Origin of the sequence: Oscillibacter sp. MSJ-31 (assembly GCF_018918025.1) — a bacterium.
Classification (GTDB): domain Bacteria; phylum Bacillota; class Clostridia; order Oscillospirales; family Oscillospiraceae; genus Hominicoprocola.
In genome coordinates this window covers 1-2,390 of the sequence record NZ_JAHLPT010000054.1, presented here as the reverse complement: position 1 = coordinate 2,390, position 2,390 = coordinate 1, and the positions used below count along the sequence as shown (strand labels likewise).

At 51.0% G+C, this 2,390-nt stretch carries 2 protein-coding genes; both read right to left on the bottom strand.

What is annotated here, in order from left to right:
* Positions 1-121: 121 nt before the first annotated feature.
* Positions 122-937: an ATP-binding protein gene (locus KQI17_RS13265; RefSeq protein ID WP_216496673.1), complete on the bottom strand. Its 816-nt coding sequence runs from the start codon at positions 935-937 to the stop codon at positions 122-124.
* Complete coding sequence (gene istA, locus KQI17_RS13260; RefSeq protein WP_216496672.1) at positions 934-2,250, bottom strand: IS21 family transposase; 1,317 nt, start codon at positions 2,248-2,250, stop codon at positions 934-936. The genes KQI17_RS13265 and istA overlap by 4 nt, the downstream gene beginning before the upstream one ends.
* Positions 2,251-2,390 lie beyond the last annotated feature (140 nt).

Genomic DNA, 2,390 nt, shown 5'->3' with positions numbered 1-2,390 from the left:
TGTTAGTGTCGGGAGTTCACGACCCCGTTTTGTCGGGAGCAACGAACCGCTTTTTGTCGGAAAACCGGAAGCCAATCGATAGAATTTCATAGTACCAACAACCCAGATTGGCAAATAAATATTATTCTTCTTGCTGGTCAGCCAGCAGCTCAACGGCCTTTACTTTGCCAGTCTGTACAGAAACTGTATCCAGTTTCTTCCCGCGGAAGCTCTCGCCCCGCAGCTTGAATACCGTAGCTTCATCAAAGATGCGGTCCAGCGCACACAGAAGTGTAGAGTCCTCATCAAAGTCCTCACGCCAGAGAGCCGGATTCTTGTTGCTGGTGAAAACCATGTTAAAATTGCCTTCCTTGTTGTAGCGACGGTCGATCAGGTCAAAGAACAGCCGCGTATTCTCTTTATCGAATTCGCAATGACCGATCTCATCAATGATCAAGCAGGATGGGCGAACTAAGCTCTTGAGGCAGGAATCCGTTTTCCCCACGCGTCTGGCGGCCGTAAAGCGGTCACGCAGCTCGGAAGCCTTAATGAAATAGGCCCGCATTCCATGCTGGCAGCAGGCATAGCCAAATGCCTGCGCCAAATGCGTTTTTCCTGTTCCAGGCGGTCCAATAAAGGCCAGATTGCGGTGCGAATAAACCGCACCCAAGGAGGGCAATGCCCGGATCCGGTCCAAGTCTCTGCTCTTTAGCAGAGAAAAATCAAAGTTTTCAAAGGTTTTCGGCGCCTTTTTCGGCAGCCGACTCAGTTTGAGCAGCGTTTGGACGGTGGTCTGCTGTTTCTTTTCACTGATGTAGGAAAAGACAGTTTGTACCGCCTCAATGGCTTCTTCTGAGAGTTCCTGGTCATCAGCAAAAGTGGCGAATTCTTCGGTTGTGAAGTCCAGCTTCAGCACCGAGATCGCGGTCTTCATCTTTTCAAAAACGGTCTGTGTCATACTGGTTCCTCCCCGTCAAAATCAAATTTGGCAAAAGAGAGTTCGCCAGATGGCTTTGGAAGTTGGCGAATCCGCGTCATTACTGGAGCAGTCGGCAGTTCCTCAGGCTGCTGAAGTGCCTCGTACTGCCCTTCGCAGAAGCTGTCTCTGCGGCTCCAGGTCACATCATGAGTCGTCAAAAGAGAACTCAGATCCGCAGAGTAAATGTAGAGTGTATCTCCGCTGCGCATGATCCGAGCTGTTGCACCCGGGTAGCTATAAGGAACGCCAAACCGTCGGCCCTCGTAGTTTACGAACCCGTCAAAAGAGATTTTTCGTTCCGGACAGAGATAAAAGCGCACCGCGTCCAATTCCGGAAGCGGCCGAAGTTGTTCGCCGCATGCCTCCATGTGGAGCCGCTGAGGCACACCGTCCACAGCACGATGGTAGGTTCCGTTCTGTGAATTGCACCATTCTAGTGCGTGCCAGTTTAGATCGGTAATGTTGTAAAAAACTCTGTCGGCGAGGAAATTCTCTTTCACGAACCGCACCAGCCGTTCTACTTTGCCCTTGGTAAACGGATGCCGTGGCTTGCAGAGTTTTGTTTCAAAACCAATGGTTTTCATGAAGGTCTCGTAATCCTTCTGCCATACAGGGCGTCCTTCCAAGTCACGATGGAGAATGACACTTTTCATGTTGTCGGTAAGAACGAACCTAGGGATCCCCATGTATTGGAAGGCATGGATCATACCGATGAATAGATTTTCCTGCTTGGCATTGGGGAAAAACTCAATGTAACATTCTCCGCAGTGATGGCAGATCATGGCGAAGCAAGCCACTCGGTAAACCTGTTCGTTGTAATCCAGGACATCCGTGAAACCCCAGTCCATCTGGTAGGTTTCACCGGGACCGGTCGTATAGCGGCGCCCGCGGTTGCCCTGCGGTGCGATCTGCTGTCGCTTGGCGGGGATGAGATGCTTGTGGGAGGCGATGTATTCCTTTACGATTGTTGCGCCGCCGTCAAACCCGGCCTGACGCAGACGATCCCGTATGACCGAAGAGTTCTTGATACCCTGCCGGAGCAAACTGTCGATAATGCCGGTGTAGCCACTGAGCTTTGTGGCAGCGTGTTTTCTGCCTTTTGAACTGCGAGGCAGATCCTGAAATCCGTTTCGCTTGAGCCGCCGCAGTTTCCCTCGAGATACACCGCTCCGCCGCTCCAGTTCCGCCAGGTTGATACGATCCAAGGAAAAACCATCTCCCTGTTCGGCTTTCATTTCTTCAATGGCTTGTGCTATACTTGATGCAAAGCCATTACTGTATAACTCTTTCATTGCACATCCTTTCCACTGGGTTGTTGGTACTTTCCAGTTTACAAGGTTTGAAAGAGCTGTGGTAGTGGCTTTTCCTTTTCCGACTATTTTCGGCTGTGAACTCCCGACATCTGGCGGTTAGTTACGCCCGACGCGAATAC

Excerpts from the sequence above, each read along its gene's own strand:
- KQI17_RS13265 (WP_216496673.1), bottom strand. The coding sequence starts at position 937 with ATGACACAGACCGTTTTTGAAAAGATGAAGACCGCGATCTCGGTGCTG.
- istA (WP_216496672.1), bottom strand. The coding sequence starts at position 2,250 with ATGAAAGAGTTATACAGTAATGGCTTTGCATCAAGTATAGCACAAGCC.